This window comes from Streptomyces sp. (assembly GCF_036566765.1).
Lineage (GTDB): Bacteria > Actinomycetota > Actinomycetes > Streptomycetales > Streptomycetaceae > Streptomyces.
This window is the reverse complement of record NZ_DATCVQ010000251.1, coordinates 1-17,578: the sequence shown is the minus strand read 5'-3', so window position 1 is coordinate 17,578 and position 17,578 is coordinate 1. Positions and strand designations below refer to the sequence as shown.

At 71.7% G+C, this 17,578-nt stretch carries 14 protein-coding genes; 6 read left to right on the top strand and 8 right to left on the bottom strand.

Annotation, left to right across the window (positions count from 1 at the left end):
- Nucleotides 1-46: 46 nt before the first annotated feature.
- Nucleotides 47-676 carry a TetR/AcrR family transcriptional regulator gene (locus tag VIU94_RS14315; protein WP_331911380.1) on the bottom strand — a complete coding sequence of 210 codons (630 nt, stop codon included), beginning with the start codon at nucleotides 674-676 and terminating at the stop codon, nucleotides 47-49.
- Between the two features lie 298 nt (nucleotides 677-974).
- Between VIU94_RS14315 and VIU94_RS14310 the strand changes: the two genes are divergently transcribed.
- The 4 genes from VIU94_RS14310 (at nucleotide 975) to VIU94_RS14295 (ending at nucleotide 5,176) form a co-directional block, all read left to right on the top strand.
- Nucleotides 975-1,946, top strand: a complete 972-nt coding sequence (locus VIU94_RS14310) for a tetratricopeptide repeat protein (protein ID WP_331911378.1) — start codon at nucleotides 975-977, stop codon at nucleotides 1,944-1,946.
- Nucleotides 1,947-2,543: 597 nt separating this feature from the next.
- Nucleotides 2,544-3,194, top strand: a complete 651-nt coding sequence (locus VIU94_RS14305; RefSeq protein WP_331911376.1) for a DUF6230 family protein — start codon at nucleotides 2,544-2,546, stop codon at nucleotides 3,192-3,194.
- Nucleotides 3,195-3,309: 115 nt separating this feature from the next.
- Nucleotides 3,310-3,903: a DUF6114 domain-containing protein gene (locus VIU94_RS14300; protein WP_331911374.1), complete on the top strand. Its 594-nt coding sequence runs from the start codon at nucleotides 3,310-3,312 to the stop codon at nucleotides 3,901-3,903.
- A complete protein-coding gene (locus tag VIU94_RS14295) occupies nucleotides 3,893-5,176 on the top strand; it encodes a hypothetical protein (RefSeq protein WP_331911372.1) in 1,284 nt (427 codons plus the stop codon). The genes VIU94_RS14300 and VIU94_RS14295 overlap by 11 nt, the downstream gene beginning before the upstream one ends.
- Before the next feature lie 98 nt (nucleotides 5,177-5,274).
- On the opposite strand, the gene pyk is transcribed toward VIU94_RS14295, so the two are convergent.
- The 3 genes from pyk to pta all read right to left on the bottom strand — a co-directional run bounded on the left by pyk (nucleotide 5,275) and on the right by pta (nucleotide 10,169).
- A complete protein-coding gene (gene pyk / locus VIU94_RS14290) occupies nucleotides 5,275-6,705 on the bottom strand; it encodes a pyruvate kinase (protein WP_331911370.1) in 1,431 nt (476 codons plus the stop codon).
- A 108-nt stretch (nucleotides 6,706-6,813) separates the two neighbouring features.
- On the bottom strand, nucleotides 6,814-8,031 hold the full coding sequence (locus VIU94_RS14285; protein WP_331911368.1) for an acetate kinase: 1,218 nt from the start codon (nucleotides 8,029-8,031) through the stop codon (nucleotides 6,814-6,816).
- The gene (gene pta, locus VIU94_RS14280; RefSeq protein WP_331911366.1) at nucleotides 8,028-10,169 is read right to left on the bottom strand and encodes a phosphate acetyltransferase; all 2,142 of its coding nucleotides are present in this window, start codon (nucleotides 10,167-10,169) and stop codon (nucleotides 8,028-8,030) included. Before pta ends, VIU94_RS14285 begins: the two co-directional genes overlap by 4 nt.
- Nucleotides 10,170-10,348: 179 nt before the next feature.
- On the opposite strand from pta, the gene VIU94_RS14275 reads away from it, so the two are divergent.
- Nucleotides 10,349-11,374: an ATP-dependent 6-phosphofructokinase gene (locus VIU94_RS14275; protein WP_331911364.1), complete on the top strand. Its 1,026-nt coding sequence runs from the start codon at nucleotides 10,349-10,351 to the stop codon at nucleotides 11,372-11,374.
- A 50-nt stretch (nucleotides 11,375-11,424) separates the two neighbouring features.
- Here the strand turns inward: VIU94_RS14275 and VIU94_RS14270 are convergent, their stop codons facing one another.
- The 3 genes from VIU94_RS14270 to VIU94_RS14260 form a co-directional block, all read right to left on the bottom strand.
- Nucleotides 11,425-12,030: a helix-turn-helix domain-containing protein gene (locus VIU94_RS14270; RefSeq protein WP_331911382.1), complete on the bottom strand. Its 606-nt coding sequence runs from the start codon at nucleotides 12,028-12,030 to the stop codon at nucleotides 11,425-11,427.
- 198 nt (nucleotides 12,031-12,228) lie between these two features.
- On the bottom strand, nucleotides 12,229-12,921 hold the full coding sequence (locus VIU94_RS14265; RefSeq protein ID WP_331911362.1) for a response regulator: 693 nt from the start codon (nucleotides 12,919-12,921) through the stop codon (nucleotides 12,229-12,231).
- Nucleotides 12,918-14,537 carry a sensor histidine kinase gene (locus VIU94_RS14260; RefSeq protein ID WP_331911360.1) on the bottom strand — a complete coding sequence of 540 codons (1,620 nt, stop codon included), beginning with the start codon at nucleotides 14,535-14,537 and terminating at the stop codon, nucleotides 12,918-12,920. The genes VIU94_RS14265 and VIU94_RS14260 overlap by 4 nt, the downstream gene beginning before the upstream one ends.
- 174 nt (nucleotides 14,538-14,711) lie before the next feature.
- Between VIU94_RS14260 and VIU94_RS14255 the strand changes: the two genes are divergently transcribed.
- Nucleotides 14,712-16,070: a cation:dicarboxylate symporter family transporter gene (locus VIU94_RS14255; RefSeq protein WP_331911358.1), complete on the top strand. Its 1,359-nt coding sequence runs from the start codon at nucleotides 14,712-14,714 to the stop codon at nucleotides 16,068-16,070.
- A gap of 141 nt (nucleotides 16,071-16,211) precedes the next feature.
- Here the strand turns inward: VIU94_RS14255 and VIU94_RS14250 are convergent.
- On the bottom strand, nucleotides 16,212-17,578 hold a 1,367-nt coding region (locus VIU94_RS14250; protein WP_331911356.1), incomplete at its 5' end, for a glycoside hydrolase family 16 protein.

Below are 17,578 nucleotides of genomic sequence, written 5' to 3'. Positions count from 1 at the left end.
CGGTACGGGACATCCCGTACCGCCCCCGCCGTGTCGGTCCGTCACATCACCTCGCGGCCGCCGCCGCGCCCAGACCCCCCACCAGCAGGGCGGACAGTCGCTCCACCCACTCCTGGTCGACCGGCTCGGCGCTCACCAGGGCGCGGTGCACGACCGCGCCCGCGATCACGTCGAAGATCAGCGCGTCGGTGGCCGCCACGGCCGCCGGGTCGCGGTCCCCGGGGAGCTCGCCCCGCTCCTGGGCGCGCTGCCGGCCCTCCAGGACGAGGCGCTTCTGCCGGTCGACGATCGAGGTGCGGATGCGCGCGCGCAGCGGCTCGTCCCGCGTCGACTCGGCGACGACGGCCATCAGGGCCGTCTTGGTCTCCGGGCGTTCGAGGAGCTCGGCGAACTGGAGCACCACGTTCTCGATGTCGGCCTGCAGGGAACCCAGGTCGGGCAGTGAGAGTTCATCGAAGAGGACGGCGACGGCGTCGACGACGAGCTCGTTCTTGTTGGCCCAGCGCCGGTACAGGGTGGTCTTGGCGACCCCGGCCCGCGTCGCCACGTCCCCCATCGTGAGCTTGGACCAGCCCAGCTCGACCAGGGCGGCCCGCGTCGCGTCCAGGATGGCCGCGTCGGCCTCGGCGGAGCGGGGGCGTCCGGTGCGGTTGCGGGCGGTGGTGCGAGAACACATGCAGGCGACCATACCCGCCAGTAGGTATCGCGCCAGATGTCCCGCGCTGTGAGGCAGTTCACGCGGAAGTCCCACCCGCGCCCCGGGGCTTCCAGTTACGCTACGACCCGTAGCGAAAGGTCGTGAGCGGCGACCCCGCGACAACCACACGCACCGGGTGGGGACCCGGTGCAACACAACGAGAACAGCACGCCGAACCGAGCACGTTCGTACGCCCCGCAACCGGCGGGGGGCCTGCGGACGGCGCGGTTCGGCCATGGCTTTCCGGTTACGCGCGCGGAAGGGGGAGGATGTACCCATGCAGCCTAGGAACATGTCCATGAGCGGCGTCGTCGACCTTGCCGCGGTGAAGGCGGCCGGCGAAGCCAAGGCCAAGGCGGAGCAGGCCCGGGCCGAGTCGGCCCGCACCGGCGGCGGCGCGGCCGTCGCCCCCTCCGCCCTGGTGATCGACGCCGACGAGGCGGGCTTCGAGCGCGATGTCCTGCAGCGGTCCGCCGAGGTCCCGGTCGTCATCGACTTCTGGGCCGAGTGGTGCGAGCCGTGCAAGCAGCTCAGCCCTCTGCTCGAGCGCCTCGCCGTCGAGTACAACGGGCGCTTCGTCCTCGCCAAGGTCGACGTCGACGCCAACCAGATGCTGATGCAGCAGTTCGGGATCCAGGGGATTCCGGCCGTTTTCGCGGTGGTCGCCGGTCAGGCGCTGCCGCTCTTCCAGGGCGCGGCCCCGGAGGCGCAGATCCGGGCCACCCTCGACCAGCTGGTCCAGGTCGCCGAGGAGCGCTTCGGGCTCACCGGCATCGTCGTGGACCAGGGCGCCGAAGGCGACGCCGAGGCCCCGGCCGCCGCTCCCGTCGGCCCGTACGACGCGCTGCTCTCGGCCGCCGTGGACGCGCTGGACGCGGGCGACCTGGGCGGGGCGATCCGGGCGTACCAGAACGTGCTCGCGGACGACCCCGGCAACACCGAGGCCAAGCTGGGCCTCGCACAGGCCGAACTCCTGTCCCGCGTCCAGGGTCTGGACCCGCAGCGGGCGCGCAAGGAGGCCGCGGACAACCCGAAGGACGTGGCCGCGCAGATCGCCGCCGCCGATCTCGATCTGGTGGGCGGTCATGTGCAGGACGCCTTCGGGCGGCTGGTGGACACCGTGCGTGTCACGGCCGGCGAGGACCGGGACGCGGCCCGGCTGCGGCTGCTCGAACTCTTCGAGGTCATCGGAGCCGAGGACCCGCGGGTGACGGCGGCGCGCCAGGCGCTCGCCCGGGTGCTGTTCTGACCTGTCCGCGCCGCGCGTAGCCCCGCGCGGCGCCCGCCGATTTGGCGACAGAGCGACAAGACGCGGCCGCGCTTTACCAAAACTTGGTAATCGCGGCCGCTGTTACTCGCAGTAAATCGAACCCAGAATTCTGTCCGGATTGCTCCGGGCATCCCCTCTTTGTCGCCGCACTTGACGGCACCCTGCGTACCCGCCCGACGGCGGGCTGTCGCACCGTGGTTATCCACCCGTTACTAGCCAGTAACGAACCCCCTTGTGCCCCGGGCCGGAATGGACCACGATCGGCCACGCTCGGTCCTCTCCACACCAGCCCGGCATCCGGCCGGGGGCGCGGCGAGGGTCCCCACCGAGCGGATCGGCGACAGTGACGCCGGTCGTGGACAGGGGGGTTCCTGCTCTTGCCGGCAGGGCCTGTCCAGCCAGGTTGCGCGCAAGGCGTGGCCAGTGGTTGTCGCTCGGGGGTGATCGCCGGTGATTCGGACGCGCGTCGCGCCTGAAGTTTCGGCGCTCTCCTTCCCGAGGACGTAGCACTTCTCCCATCCCAGGACGGGCCCGTGGGTCCCTCCGGAGATGTACGTCCGAGAAGGAGGAATTCTCATGAAGTCCCAGGTTCGTGGCGGGACCAGATGGAAGCGGTTCGCCGTCGTCATGGTGCCGAGTGTGGCCGCGACGGCCGCGATCGGCGTCGGCCTGGCTCAGGGCGCGCTCGCCGCGTCCTTCAGCATCTCCGGCCAGGAGTTCAAGGTGAAGGCCGACAGCCTCGTCGGCAATGACTTCGTCCAGTACGGCAGTGTCGCCAGCGGCAAGAACCTCGAGGGCAAGCCCTTCGCGGAGCCGGTCGGCGTCTCGGGCTTCTCCGAGGCCTGGATCACCAACATGTGCCAGTCCGTGGTGACCCCGAACGTGCCGTTCATCGGCAACGTCAGCCTGGAGCTGCGCGCCGGCACCGAGGGCGCGAAGGACCCGAACAAGCGGGTCTACGCGAAGGACATCTACCTGGATGTCTCCTCGCTGAAGGCTGACGCCGAGTTCAGCAACATCGACATCGGCGTGGCCGCGGGCTCCCTGAAGGACCCGGGCATTCAGCCGGGCACCCAGGCCAACCCGTACGGCTTCTCGCAGCGCGCGAAGAAGGCGACGCTGAACAACGTCGAGCAGAAGGCGTGGGCGACCACGGCCGGCACCTTCCGGCTGCCCGACCTCAGCCTGAAGCTGCACAAGGGCACCAAGGAGTGCTTCACCGAGTAGTACTCGGCCGGCGGGCGGGGTCGTGCACTCGGCCCCGCCCGTTCCGGACAGCCGCCTCCGTGCGGCCCCGTCTCCATCTCTTCTCAGCAACACCGCTTCCAGGGAGCTGTTTTCCATGAGCGCCGAGACCATTGGTTCCCGCGGATTCACCTACTGGCGGCTGCGTTTCCAGGCGTGGCGGGGCAACCGGCCGTTCTGGGGCGGGCTGTTCACCATGATCGGCGGTCTGCCGATCGCCTACCTGCCGTACGCGGACATGCGGCTCGGCAACATGACGATCGCCATGTCCACGACTGCGGGCGCCGGCTCGCTGATCATCGGCGTACTGCTGGTGACGCTCGGCCTGACCATGTGGTTCCAGGCCGTGGTCCGGGTCTTCGCGGGCATCGCCGCGATCGTGCTGGCGCTCGTGTCCATCCCGGTCGCCAACATCGGCGGATTCGTCGTCGGCTTCCTCTGCGCGCTCATCGGCGGTGGCCTCTCCGTCTCGTGGGCCCCCGGTGCTCCGGTGGAGGAGACGGCGAAGGACGCGGCATATGAGCCCGTGGCCCAGGCCGCCCCGGTCGCGGAGGCCGCCCCGGCGGCCGAGACCCCCATGATCAAGCCGCTCGCGCTCCCCGAGCAGCGCGCCGGCGAGGAGGCGGACCCGAACGTGCACGCGACCGAGAACACGATCGACGCCAACGGCGGGAGGAACAGTGCGGGGTGACGAAACACAGTCGGCGACGGCTGGAGGCGACGCCACTCCGGCAAGAACGGGTCCGCGTCACGCGGCCCCCCGCAAGTCGCTGCTGAACAAGCTTCAGGTGCCCGCCGGCAAGGCGATGGCCCTGGCCGCCATGCCGACCGCGGTCCTCATGGGCATGGGCCTCACGCCCAAGCTCGCGCTCGCCGACGAGAAGGACATCCCCTTCGCGCCGGGCCCCTGCGTGACCCGCTCGGACGAGCCGGTCGAGGAGTCGAAGAGCCCCGAGCCGAAGAAGTCGCCCGAGCCGAGCGCGAGCACCGCACCGGGCGAGGACGACTCCAAGGACGGCTCCGCCGACAAGCCGGAGCCGACGGCCAGCCCGTCCGCGAGCGCCGGTACGGCGACGGCCGAGAAGGCCACGACGGAGGGGTCCACGGCCGGCGCCACCACGCCGACCCCGTCGCCGACCCCGACGAAGTCGGTCAACCCGCTGGACCCGCTGGGCGTCGGCGAGAAGATCAAGGACTTCTTCGACGGGCCCGACGAGCCGACGGCCACGCCGACGCCGACCGCGTCGACCAAGCCGACGGCCGACCCCACGCCGACCGCGCCCACGGCGAAGCCGACGGCCGAGCCGACCGCCGGCGCGTCCAAGCCGCCCCTCGCCGACAGCAGCGACCGCACCAAGGACGCGATCAGGGACGCCGCCGACAAGGCCGGCGCCACCGTCGAGGAGCTCGCGGACGACGCCAAGGGCCTGGACGTCAAGAAGGACACGGACATACCGGACGACGCCAAGCCCCGGTTCCCGTGCCCCGAGCCCGACCCGAAGGCGCTCGCGGCGGCGGAGCTGGAGGAGGGCATGCCGCTCCTGCCGGACGAGCCGTGGATCCTCAACAGCACCAGGCTCACGCTGAAGGGCCTCAAGTACCACGGCATCGTCGAGGTGAAGACCGGCAGCGGGAAGATCAAGAAGGTCCTGAAGTTCACCGCGAGCGACGGCGTGGACATCAAGGACCTGCACCAGCGGACCGTCCACTCCGACGGTCTGACCGGTCACGTCCGCTCCGCCGCGGGGGAGACGTCGACCATGACCAACGGCACCGTGACGATGTACACGGAGCAGCTGAAGGGCAAGCTCTTCGGCATCATCCCGGTCACGTTCAACCCGCAGACCCCGCCGCCGCTCGACGTCCCGTTCGCGATCTTCACGGACGTGGAGGTCATCCAGGCCGGCCAGTTCGGCGGCACCCTGACGGTCCCCGGCCTGCGCAACACGATCGAGCCGAGCTGACCTGCCAGACCCTTTCCGGGAGCCGCAGATGACGAGGGCCCCCGTCCGATCCGGACGGGGGCCCTCGTCATGCTGTGCGGCAGGGAGTGGGCTGGGCGTCAGTCGCGCTGCCCGCTGCCCAGGTGGTGCACCCGGACCATGTTGGTGGTGCCGGGGACGCCGGGGGGCGAGCCGGCGGTGATGACCATCGTGTCGCCCTCGTTGTACCGCTGGAGCTTCAGCAGCTCCGCGTCGACGATCTCGACCATGGCGTCGGTGGTCTCCACGAAGGGCGCGAGGAAGGATTCCACGCCCCAGCTCAGGGTGAGCTGGTTGCGGGTCGACTCGTCCGTGGTGAAGGCCAGGATCGGCTGGGCCGCGCGATAGCGGGAGAGCCGGCGGGCGGTGTCGCCGGACTTGGTGAAGGCGATGAGCGCCTTGCCGTCGAGGAAGTCCGCGATCTCGCAGGCCGCGCGGGCGACGGAGCCGCCCTGCGTACGCGGCTTCTTGCCGGGGACCAGCGGCTGCAGGCCCTTGGCGAGCAGCTCCTCCTCGGCCGCGGCGACGATCTTCGACATCGTCTTCACGGTCTCGATCGGGTAGGCGCCCACCGAGGACTCGGCGGAGAGCATGACCGCGTCCGCGCCGTCCAGGATGGCGTTGGCGACGTCGCTCGCCTCGGCGCGGGTGGGGCGGGAGTTGGTGATCATCGACTCCATCATCTGGGTGGCGACGATGACCGGCTTGGCGTTGCGGCGGCACATCTCCACGAGGCGCTTCTGCACCATCGGGACCCGCTCCAGCGGGTACTCCACGGCGAGGTCGCCACGGGCGACCATGACCGCGTCGAAGGCGGCGACGACGTCCGCCATGTTCTCGACGGCCTGCGGCTTCTCCACCTTGGCGATGACCGGGACCCGGCGGCCCTCCTCGTCCATCACCTTGTGGACGTCCTTGACGTCGTCGGCGTTGCGGACGAAGGAGAGGGCGACCATGTCGCAGCCCATGCGGAGCGCGAAGCGGAGGTCCTCGACGTCCTTCTCGGACAGGGCCGGGACGTTGACCGCCGCGCCGGGCAGGTTGATGCCCTTGTGGTCGGAGATCACTCCGCCCTCGACGACGATGGTCTTCACCTGCGGCCCGGCGACCTCGATGACCCGCAGCTCGACGTTGCCGTCGTTGATGAGGACCTGGTCGCCCTTGGAGACGTCGCCCGGCAGCCCCTTGTACGTGGTGCCGCAGATGGACTTGTCGCCCGGGACGTCCTCGGTGGTGATGGTGAACTCGTCACCGCGGACCAGTTCGACCGGCCCCTCGGCGAAGGTTTCCAGACGGATCTTGGGGCCCTGGAGGTCGGCGAGCACGCCCACGGCGCGGCCGGTGTCCGCCACCGCCCTGCGGAGACGGTCGTACCGCTCCTGGTGCTCTGCCTGGGTCCCGTGGCTCATGTTGAATCGGGCCACGTTCATGCCGGCCTCGATCAGCGCTTTCAGCTGCTCGTAGGAGTCGACGGCGGGGCCCAGCGTACAGACGATTTTGGAACGGCGCATGAGGCGGATCCTATCGGTTTGTTTCATCGCGGAATATTCCGTCTGGTGGAATGTACAAATGGGCGGAGGGTCGCTCAGGCGTTCACCGGCTCGGGCGTTTCATCGAGCTCAGGCGTTCACCAGCGCGTAGGTCTGTCGGGCGATCTCCAGCTCCTCGTCCGTCGGCACCACGGCGACCGCCACTCGCGCGTAGTTCGGCGAGATCAGCCGCGGCTCGCCGGAACGCACCGCGTTGAGAGCGGCGTCCACCACCAGGCCCAGCTCCTCCAGACCCGCGATCGCAGCTTCCCGCACCGGAGCCGCGTTCTCACCCACTCCGGCCGTGAACACCACCGCGTCCACCCGGCCGAGTACCGCGTAGTACGCCCCGATGTACTTCTTCAGCCGGTGGATGTACACCTCGAAGGCGAGCCGCGCCCGCTCGTCGCCCTCGTCGATCCGCCGCTGGATCTCCCGCATGTCGTTGTCGCCGCACAGCCCGACCAGACCGCTCTTCTTGTTGAGCAGCGTGTCGATCTCGTCCGTCGACATCCCCGCCACCCGCTCCAGATGGAACGTCACCGCCGGGTCGACGTCGCCGGATCGGGTGCCCATCACCAGGCCCTCCAGGGGCGTCAGGCCCATCGAGGTGTCCACGCACCGCCCGCCCGCCACCGCCGAGGCGGACGCCCCGTTGCCCAGGTGCAGCACGATGACGTTGACCTCCTCGGGCGCCTTGCCGAGCAGCTCCGCCGCCTTCCGCGAGACGTACGCGTGCGAGGTGCCGTGGAAGCCGTACCGGCGGATCCGGTGCGCGTCCGCGGTCTCCACGTCGATCGCGTACCGGGCCGCGTACTCCGGCATCGTGCTGTGGAACGCGGTGTCGAAGACCGCGACCTGCGGCAGGTCCGGGCGCAGCGCCTGCGCCGTGCGGATGCCGATCAGGTTGGCCGGGTTGTGCAGCGGGGCCACCGGCACGAGGCGCTCGATCTCGGCGAGCACCTCGTCGTCGATCACCGTCGGCGCGCTGAACCGCAGCCCGCCGTGCACCACCCGGTGGCCGATCGCGGCCAGTTCGGGGGAGTCCAGGCCGAGCCCGTCCGCCGCCAGCTCCTCGGCGACCGCCTTCAGCGCCGCCGCGTGGTCGGGGATCGGGCCGCTCTTCTCGCGCGGCTCGCCCCCGCCGCCCTGCAGCGGGGTGTGCGCCAGGCGGGAGGTCTCCTCGCCGATCCGCTCGACCAGACCGACCGCGAGCCGCGCGCCGTCCTGCATGTCGAGCAGCTGGTACTTGACCGACGACGAGCCGGAGTTGAGAACGAGGACGCGCGTAGGCGTGGCCGGCGTCATGCGGAGAGCTCCTGACCCTGGGACTGGATGGCGGTGATGGCGACCGTGTTGACGATGTCCCCGACGAGCGCGCCGCGCGACAGGTCGTTGACCGGCTTGCGCAGGCCCTGCAGGACCGGGCCGACGGCCACGGCGCCGGCCGAGCGCTGCACGGCCTTGTACGTGTTGTTGCCGGTGTTGAGGTCCGGGAAGATCAGCACGGTCGCCTGGCCGGCCACCTCCGACCCCGGCAGCTTGGTGGCGGCGACGGACGGCTCGACCGCCGCGTCGTACTGGATCGGGCCCTCGATCCGCAGCTCCGGGTGGGCCTCCCGGACCAGCTTGGTCGCCTCGCGCACCTTGTCGACGTCCGCGCCGGAGCCCGAGGTGCCGGTCGAGTACGAGAGCATCGCGATCCGCGGCTCGACGCCGAACCGGGCCGCGGTGGCCGCCGACTGGACCGCGATGTCCGCGAGCTGCTCCGCGTTCGGGTCCGGGTTCACCGCGCAGTCGCCGTACACCAGGACCTTGTCGGCCAGGCACATGAAGAACACGGACGAGACGATCGAGGCGTCCGGCTTGGCCCTCCCGTCTCCCACCGCCGCCCTGTCCGACGGGCTTCGCCCGGCCCCCTTTGTTCTGATGATCTCGAAGGCCGGCCGGATGGTCGCCGCGGTGGAGTGCACCGAGCCGGACACCATGCCGTCCGCCAGGCCCTCCTCGACCATCAGCGTGCCGAAGTAGTTGACGTCCGAGACCACGTCGTACGCCAGCTCCACCGTCACGCCCTTGTGGGCGCGCAGCTGGGCGTACTTCTCCGCGAACGCGTCGCGCAGCTCCGAGGTCTGCGGGTCGATCAGCTGCGTCGACGGCGCGGACAGGTCGACGCCCAGGTCCGCGGCCTTCTTCCGGATGACCTCGACGTTGCCGAGCAGCGTCAGGTCGCACACGTCCCGGCGCAGCAGCACGTCCGCGGCGCGCAGCACCCGCTCCTCCGTGCCCTCCGGCAGCACCACCCGGCGGCGGTCGGCGCGCGCCTGCTCCAGCAGCTCGTGCTCGAACATCATCGGAGTGACTCGGCTGCTGCGCGCCACCGAGATCCGCTTCAGCAGGTCCGCGGTGTCTGCATGCCGCTCGAACAGGCCCAGCGCGGTCTCCGCCTTGCGAGGGGTGGCGGCGCTCAACTTGCCTTCGAGAGAGAAGAGTTCGGCGGCGGTCGGGAAGCTCATGCCCGCCACCGAGAGCACCGGGGTGCCGGGCGCGAGCCGGGCCGCGAGCTTCAGGATTTCCTCGCTGGGCCGCTCGCCCAGGGTCAGCAGCAGGCCGGCGATCGGCGGGGCGCCGGCCGAGTGCGCGGCCAGCGCGCCGACCACCAGATCGGCCCGGTCGCCGGGGGTGACGACCAGCGAGCCCGGGGTCAGGGCGGGCAGGAACTTCGGCAGCATCGCGCCGCCGAAGACGAAGCCCAGGGCGTCCCGCGCGAGCCCCGCCTCGTCGCCGAGCACCAGCTCCGCGCCGAGCGCCTGCCGTATCTGCGCCACGGTCGGCGCGGACAGGGCGGGGTCGTCGGGCAGCACGTAACAGGGGACCGGCAGCCGGTTGGCGAGGCGCTCGGCGATCGGCTCGCGGTCCTCGGCGGCCACCCGGTTCACCACCATCGCGAGCACGTCGCAGCCCAGCCCGTCGTACGCGCGGAACGCGTTGCGCGCCTCGGCCCGCACCGACTCGGGGGGCTGCCCCTTGCCGCCGACGACGGGGATCACGGACGCGGCGAACTCGTTGGCGAGGCGGGCGTTGAGCGCCAGCTCGTCGGGCAGCTGGGTATCGGCGAAGTCGGTGCCGAGGACGAGCACGACCTCGTACTCCCGGGCCACCGCGTGGAACCTCTCCACGAGGCGGGACACCAGCTCGTCGGTGCCCCCCTCGGCCTGGAGCGCGGAGGCCTCGTGGTAGTCCATGCCGTACACCGACGACGGGTCCTGGGTGAGCCGGTAGCGGGCGCGCAGCAGATCGAAGAGCCGGTCGGGGCGGTGGTGCACCAGCGGGCGGAAGACCCCCACCCGGTCGACCTGTCGGGTCAGCAGCTCCATGACCCCCAGCTCGACGACCTGGCGGCCGTCCCCGCGATCGATCCCGGTCACGTACACGCTGCGCGTCACGCCGTCGTCTCCTGTCAAGCGATTGTGCTGAGAAACCCACGCATGGGTGGCCATGCCCTCTTGACAATACCTCCGGCCGTGGATACGGGCGCGGAGTAGTCGAAGGCGCCGTACGCGGTCCTACCGTGTGAGAATCGGAACCGGCTCACCCGGAACGACAGCGAGCAGGAGACGACCCGATGCGCATCGGAGTACTCACCGCAGGCGGCGACTGTCCCGGCCTGAACGCAGTGATCCGGTCGGTCGTGCACCGGGCGCTGACGGGTTACGGCGACGAAGTCATCGGGTTCGAGGACGGGTTCAAGGGTCTCCTGGACGGCCACTTCCGGCCGCTCGACCTCAATGAGGTCAGCGGCATCCTCGCCCGTGGCGGCACCATCCTCGGCTCCGCCCGCATGGAGCGTGCCCGGCTCAGCGAAGCCGCCGAGAACTGCGTCGAGTTGCGTGCGCGGTACGGGCTCGACGCGCTCATCCCGATCGGCGGCGAGGGCACCCTGACGGCCGCCCGGATGCTCTCGGACGCGGGCATGCCCGTCGTCGGCGTCCCGAAGACCATCGACAACGACATCTCCTCCACCGACCGCACCTTCGGCTTCGACACCGCCGTCACGGTCGCCACCGAGGCCATAGACCGCCTGAAGACCACCGCCGAGTCCCACCAGCGCGTCATGGTCGTCGAGGTGATGGGCCGCCACGCCGGCTGGATCGCCCTGGAGTCGGGCATGGCGGGCGGCGCGCACGGCATCTGCCTGCCCGAGCGGCCGTTCGACCCGGCGGACCTGGTCAAGATGGTCGAGGAGCGCTTCGCGCGCGGCAAGAAGTTCGCGGTCGTCTGCGTCGCCGAGGGCGCGCACCCGGCCGACGGCACCATGGACTACGCCAAGGGCGAGATCGACCAGTACGGCCACGAGCGCTTCCAGGGCATCGGCAACCGGCTCGCCGTCGAGCTGGAGCGACGCCTCGGCAAGGAGGCCCGCCCGGTCATCCTCGGCCATGTCCAGCGCGGCGGCACGCCGACCGCGTACGACAGGGTGCTCGCGACCCGGTTCGGCTGGCACGCGGTCGAGGCGGTGCACCGCGGCGAGTACGGCAACATGACGGCGCTGCGCGGCACGGACGTCCGGATGGTGCCGCTGGCCGAGGCGGTCACGCAGCTGAAGACGGTCCCGGCGGACCGTATGGCGGAGGCGGAGTCCGTCTTCTGACTCAGGCGCGTGGGGCCTCTGACCGAGGCCGCCGCGTGATCGCGGGGCGGTCAGCCCACCGCGTCCCAGAAGTGCTCGACGATCCGCTCCAGGTACGCCCGGCCCTCGTCGCCGGTGCCGGCCGACGCGCCCCAGCTGCTGGTCGCCGCCATCCTCGCGTGGTACTCGCCGTGCAGCCTTTGCAGCGCGTCCTCGAGGACGTGGCGCGGCAGCGGCAGCATCTTGGCGGCCGGCCGCACGTACGCCTGCCAGCGCGTCGTCGCCGCGTCCCGCAGCACCGCCGCCAGGTCGTCGTCGCGGCCGGTGGCGGTCAGCAGCGCGCGCGGGTCGAGCTGCAGAGCCTCGGCGAGCGCGGCGGTCTGTCGGTCGTTGCCGCGCCAGCGCCCGGCGTCCTCCATCCGCTGGTACGACTGCGTGTCCATGCCCACCCGGCGCGCCAGGTCGTCCGGCGCGAGAGCGCGCGCCAGCCGGTGCTCGCGCAGCGTCGTCGCGGTGGCCATCAGGTCGGCGGGCGCGCACCACAGCACGCCGGCGAGCGCGGTCAGCTCCCGTGAGGTGGGGGCGAGCTGACCCCGTTCCCAGGCGACGACGTGCTCGGGGGTGACGTTCATGCCGTACTGCGCTTGGAGGCCGTAGGCGACGTGGCCCGGCGCCATGCCCAGGCCTTCGCGCAGACGGCGCGCGGCGAGGGCGTTGAAGGGAGGGGAGGGAGCAGAGTGTTGCACGCAAGCCACGGTAGGTGCGGAAAGTGACTCATGACTACGGTCGGTTCATCCAGAGTCACATGCTGGAGGAACGTGCCAACCAGTGAGTAACCGCACGGACACCGCAGGTCAGCAGCGTACCGCTCATGATCACGGCCGCGCGGGCAGCCAGCGGTACTGCAGCTCGGGGCGGCCGATCTGGCCGTACTGCGGGGCCCGCGCCGCCCGGCCCTCGGTCACCAGGTGCTCCAGATAGCGCCGGGCGGTGATCCGCGAGATCCCGACCGCGGTTCCCGCCTCGGCCGCGGTCAGCCCGCCCGGCGCGGCGCGCAGGCTCCGGGTGACGGCCTCCAGGGTCGGCGCGCTCAGGCCCTTGGGGAGCGCGGCGGGCTGCGGGGCGCGCAGGGCGGCGAGCGCCCGGTCCACCTCGTCCTGCCCGGACGCCTCGCCGGCGGCGGCGCGGAACTCGGCGTACCGGGCGAGCCGGTCGCGCAGGGTGGCGAAGGTGAACGGTTTCAAGACGTACTGGACGACGCCGAGGGACACGCCCTCGCGGACGATCGCCAGGTCCCGGGCGGAGGTGACGGCGATGACGTCGGCGGAGTGCCCGACGGCCCGCAACGAGCGCAGCAGGTGGAGCCCGTGCCCGTCGGGCAGGTACAGATCGAGCAGGATCAGGTCGACCGGGGTCCGCTCCAGGGCCCGCACCGCCGCGGCCCGCGAGTGCGCCACCCCGACGACCGTGAAGCCGGGCGCCCGGCCCGCGTAGAGCGCGTGCGCGTCGGCGGCGACCGGATCGTCCTCGACGACCAGGACCCGGATCTCGTCCGCTGCGTGGGTCATGCCGGGGTCTCCGTTCTCGCGAGCGGGAGGCGGACGGTGAAGGACGCGCCGCCGTCGGGGCCGCGGCCGACCTCGATCGCGCCGCGGTTGCGGTGTGCGGCCTGGCGGACCAGGGCCAGGCCGAGGCCGCGACCGGCGCCGCGCGTCGACCAGCCGCGCCCGAACACCGCCTCCCGCTCGTCGTCCGGCACCCCGGGGCCGGAGTCGGCGACCCGGACCAGGAGCTCGCCGTCCTGCGCCGCGGCGGTGACGGTGACCCGGGCCCGCCCGGCCGGCGACTCGAGCGCCTTCGCGCTCGCCGCTTCGACCGCGTTGTCGATCAGGTTGCCCAGGATCGTCACCAGGTCCCGGGACGGCACCGTGCCCGGCAGCAGGCCGTCGTCGATCCGGCTGTCCGCGGTCAGCACCAGCTCCACACCGCGCTCGTTCGCCTGCGCCGCCTTGCCGAGCAGCAGGGCCGCCAGGACCGGCTCGGCGACCGCGGCGACCACCCGGTCGGTGAGCGCCTGCGCCAGCTCCAGCTCGGCCGTCGCGAACTGCACGGCCTCGTCCGCCCGGCCCAGCTCGATCAGCGAGACCACCGTGTGCAGCCGGTTCGCCGCCTCGTGGGCCTGCGAGCGCAGCGCCTGTGTGAAGCCCCGCTCCGAGTCCAACTCGCCTGACAGCGCCTGGAGTTCGGTGCGGTCCCGGAGGGTCGCCATGGTGCCGCGGCGCTCCCCGCCGACCACCGGCCGGGTGTTGACCACCAGCACCCGGTCGGCCGTCAGGTGCAGCTCGTCCACCCGTGGCCGCGACGAAAGCAGCGCCCCGGTCAGCGGCGGCGGCAGCCCGAGGTCGGCCGCCGAGGAGCCGACTGCGTCCGCGTCCCGCAGGCCGAGCAGCTCCCGGGCCCCGTCGTTGATCAGCGCGATCCGCCGCTGCCCGTCCAGCATGACCAGCCCCTCGCTCACGGCGTGCAGCGCGGCCTCGTGGTAGTCGTGCATCCGGCTCAGCTCGGTCGCGTTCATGCCGTGCGTGTGCCGCCGCAGCCGCGCGTTGATCACGTATGTGCCCACCCCGCCGAGCGCCAGCGCGGCCCCGGCCATGCCGAGCAGCGCCGTCACCTGCTCCCGTACCTGCTCGCTGATCTTCTCGATGGTGATGCCCGCGCTCACCAGCGCGACGACGCGGCCGCCGGCGTACACCGGCGCGACCGTGCGGACGGAGGGCCCGAGCACGCCCAGGTGCGTCTCGGAGAACATCCGGCCCTTCACGGCGGGCTCGATGTGGCCGAGATACGTGCGGCCTATCTCGGCGGGCTCCGGGTGGGTCCAGCGCGTCCCGTCCGGCGCCATGATCACGACGAAGGTGACGCCGGAGTCCTTCCGCAGCGCCTCCGTGTACGGCTGGAGCAGGGCCGTCGGGTCGGCCGAGCGGGCCGCCGCGACCACGGACGGCGACTTGGCGACGGCCGAGGCGGTCGCCGTCGACTGGCGCGTGGCGGTCTCCACGGCCTGCTTCCGGTCGGTCAGGTACGCGAAGACCGCGCAGCCCGCGACGACCACGGCGACCAGCACGACCTGCATCGCGAAGAGCTGGGCGGCCAGGCTCCGGGGCCGGGGGACGGGTAGGCGCATGCGGTCAGTGTGCCTGGCCGGAAACGCTCGGCGGAACGCCCGGCGGGGATGCGCGGACGGGCGAAGCGGGGAAATGCGTGAACGAAAGGCACGCAACGGTGACCTGCGTCACAAGGTGATGGATAGTCGCGGGGATCCACCGGGACGTGGACGTTCATCACCGAGGAGGACCCCGTGGCCGCACGCCGGGACCGTACCCACTATCTGTACCTGGCCGTCATCGGCGCCGTGCTGCTCGGCATCGCCGTCGGCTTCCTGGCGCCGGGGGTCGCCGTCGAGCTCAAACCGCTGGGCACCGGATTCGTGAACCTGATCAAGATGATGATCTCCCCGATCATCTTCTGCACGATCGTTCTCGGCGTCGGCTCCGTGCGCAAGGCCGCCAAGGTGGGCGCCGTCGGCGGTCTCGCCCTCGGCTACTTCATGGTGATGTCCACCGTCGCGCTCGCCATCGGCCTGGTCGTCGGCAACATCCTGGAGCCGGGCGCCGGGCTGCACCTGACAAAGGAGGTCGCCGAGGCCGGCTCCCAGCAGGCCGCCGGCGCCGGCGAGTCCACCGCGGACTTCCTGCTCGGCATCATCCCGAAGACCATCGTCTCCGCCTTCACCGAGGGCGAGGTGCTGCAGACCCTGCTCGTCGCCCTGCTCGCCGGCTTCGCGCTGCAGGCGATGGGCAAGACCGGCGAGCCGGTGCTGCGCGGCATCGGGCACATCCAGCGCCTCGTCTTCCGGATCCTGGCGATGATCATGTGGGCGGCCCCGGTCGGCGCGTTCGGCGCCATCGCCGCGGTGGTCGGCCAGACCGGCGTCGACGCGCTCAAGTCGCTCGCCGTCATCATGATCGGCTTCTACCTCACCTGCGCGCTCTTCGTCTTCCTGGTGCTCGGCACGCTGCTGCGGCTGGTCGCCGGCATCAACATCTTCAGCCTGCTGAAGTACCTGGGCCGGGAGTTCCTGCTGATCCTGTCCACCTCCTCGTCCGAGTCGGCGCTGCCGCGGCTGATCGCCAAGATGGAGCACCTGGGCGTCAGCAAGCCGGTCGTCGGCATCACCGTGCCGACCGGCTACTCCTTCAACCTGGACGGCACCGCGATCTACCTGACCATGGCCTCGCTCTTCGTCGCCGAGGCGATGGGCGACCCGCTGTCCGTCGGCGAGCAGATCTCGCTCCTCGTCTTCATGATCATCGCGTCCAAGGGCGCGGCCGGCGTCACCGGCGCGGGCCTGGCCACGCTCGCCGGCGGCCTCCAGTCGCACCGCCCCGAACTGGTCGACGGCGTCGGCCTCATCGTCGGCATCGACCGCTTCATGAGCGAGGCGCGCGCGCTGACCAACTTCGCGGGCAACGCGGTCGCCACGGTCCTGGTCGGCACCTGGACGAAGGAGATCGACCGGGCGCGGGCGACCGAGGTCCTCGCCGGCAAGGTCCCGTTCGACGAGACGACCCTGATCGACGACCACGCCCCCGCGGTCTCCGACATCCCGGACCAGCGGGCCGACGACGGCGGGGAGAAGGCCCCCGCCGCCGTCTGAGGCTCCCGGGTCCCGGGCCTTGAGCCGGATCCGGGCACCGGGTACGGGAGAGCCCCGGTCGCACGACGCGACCGGGGCCCTCCCCTTTTCGAAACCGGCCGTCCGGCTCATGGGCAGGGGATGCTCATGCGTCGGGGATGCTCACGCGTAGGGGATGCGGACCACCGACTGGTTGCCCACCCCCAGCGTGCTCGGCCCGTTCCCGATCGCGCTCCACACCTCGACCCGCACCCGGCCGTTCACCAGGTCGCCGTGCGCGCCGCTCGCCGACTGCAGGCCGCGCGCCTCGGTGTAATGCTCGTAGCCGGGCGCCGGATCGGTCGCGAAGTACTGGTACGTCTCCACCCGCTCCCAGCTCCCGTCGCCGGTGCGGTCGTAACTCACCCGCACCTGCTGCCCGTTGGCCACCGTCGTGCCCGCGTCCGCGAACAGGTCGAAGCGCGTCGCGCCGCCGTCGTACGCCCGGGTGATCGGGCCAGAGGTGAAGACCTGCGGCTGGTACGGCGTCCCGTCGTGGTTGGCGCCGCCGGCCGAGGGCAGCGTCACCGTGGCCGCCGACGCCTGGGCGTCGCCCGCGCCCGCGCCGGTCCGCAGATACAACTGCGCGGAGCCGGACGGCGGGGGAGTGGTGGGCGGCGGGGTCGTCGACCCGCCGCCGCGCGTCCACACCGCCACGTAGTCGACGACCATCGGCCGCCCCGGCACGGTCGCCGCGGTCGGCGTCGGTCCGGCGAGCGCGTCCGGGAAGGCCCCGCCCATGGCGACGTTGAGCAGCAGGAAGTACCCGGCGTGGCTTGTCATGTCCGCCCAAGTCGCGGCGCCCACCCGGGCCTCGTCCACGCGGTGGAACAGCTGGTCGTCCACGTACCAGCGCAGCTCATTGGGGGAGGCCGAACGGTCCCACTCGAAGCGGTACGTGTGGAACGCCGACTGGCAGCTCGCGCCCGGGCACGCGCGGCTCGCGCCGATCCCGGTGGTCTCGCCGCACGGGCCGCCCGGGTTCACGCCGCAGTGCAGCACGCCCCAGACCGAGTTCAGCCCGTTGACGTTCTCCATGATGTCGAACTCGCCGATGCCCGGCCAGTTCCAGTAATTGCCCCGGTACGGGCTGCCGAGCGCCCAGAACGCGGGCCAGTAGCCGAGGGCCGCGTCGCCGGTCACGTTCGGCATCTGAACGCGGCCTTCGATGCGCAGGGTGCCGCCGGCCGGGGCCTTGAAGTCGCCCCGCTTCGTCTCGATCCGGGCCGAGGTCCAGGCCCCGGAGGCGTTCCGGAGCGGGGTGATGCGCAGGTTGCCGGCGCCGTCCAGGCGGACGTTGTCGGGGCTGGCGGTGTACTCCTGGATTTCGCCGGTGCCCCAGTTCCCGGGGCCGCCGGGGTAGCCGTGCCCGGTGTCGATCTGCCATTCGGCGGGGTTCGGCAGTGCGCGGTCGGGGCCGGTGAAGTCGTCGCTCCACTGCAGCGACCAGCCGGGCGCGGGCGGCGGCACCGCCCCGTCGGCGGGGCTCG